Annotated in this window: 1 protein-coding gene; it reads left to right on the forward strand. The window is 32.4% G+C overall.

Going from position 1 to position 1,087, the window contains the following annotated elements:
- Window positions 1–82 precede the first annotated feature (82 nt).
- A complete protein-coding gene (locus J3U42_RS12255) occupies window positions 83–955 on the forward strand; it encodes a hypothetical protein (RefSeq protein WP_267336612.1) in 873 nt (290 codons plus the stop codon).
- Window positions 956–1,087 lie beyond the last annotated feature (132 nt).

Consider the following 1,087-nt stretch of genomic DNA (forward strand, 5'->3'; position numbering starts at 1 on the left):
TGATTTATTATAGAATTTGGTGACAGAATGACTCGCCACCTCTAACTGGCAAATACACAAAATTTAGGATAGGGTCTAAAAAATGAAGAAAATATTAATTTTATTTGCTCTAGGGATGTTTATCACTTGCCAAGGGCAGGAACAACAGAAAACGACTTTTAACCAATTAGTAACTCCAAAAAAAGACACCACCATGATAGAAAAATTTGATTTTGATATTTATGAAAAAACCCATAAAGGATCTGATAAATATATTTTATCTAATGGTAATACAATATTTTCTATGGTTTTTTTTAAAGATAAAATAGGCTTTCAAAGAGAAAGGCTTCCAGCTCCATCTTTTCTAACCATATACAAAGAATTTTATCCTAATGGCTTTTTAAAAAAGAAAGAAACTTATATAGGGGGGAATGTGAAAGTAGGAATTTCCCGCTATTACGATGAACAAGGGAATCTTATTAAAGAAACAGATGAAGACCAAAAATTTGGAAAAATCAAACCCCAACAAGTATTGGAATTTTTACAGGAAAAAGGGTACATCAATCTGAGAACAGGTAAAGGACGAGTAGATGAGGAGGGGCGCCCCGTATTTAAACTATATTTTGGAGAAAAGAATAAAGAAAAATATTGGGTCATATCCATAGTTAAAGGAATCCCTAATACCGATCCCAAAAACTTTCCAAAGTTTGGAGAACCTCCGGCTTATTTACCTAAAATTTATGTAATAGATGGAGATACGGGAGAGGTAACAATAGAGGGAGAAGAGAGTAAAGACACCATCTCGGTGTATAAAACCTATAAAGGCAAAGAATATTCCCAAAAAGAATGGGAAGAATTAGAAGAAAAATTATATGAAGAATATGCATGTAAGAATAATATTTCATCGGCTAAAAATGATAAAAAAGACCCAAACGATCCAAATGGATTTACTTCCCGATTTTTATTAGATGATTAAATTGAAACAAAATGCCACAAAAAGAAACTGAGAAAGCAGTATTACAATGCGATAATGGAACTATTGAAACACAATTAACGGTAACAAGTCGAGGTGGCGAGTCATTCTGTCACCAAATTCTATAATAAATCG

It is taken from the genome of Gilliamella sp. B2923, assembly GCF_026536565.1.
In the GTDB taxonomy this organism is placed as follows: Bacteria; Pseudomonadota; Gammaproteobacteria; order Enterobacterales; family Orbaceae; genus Gilliamella.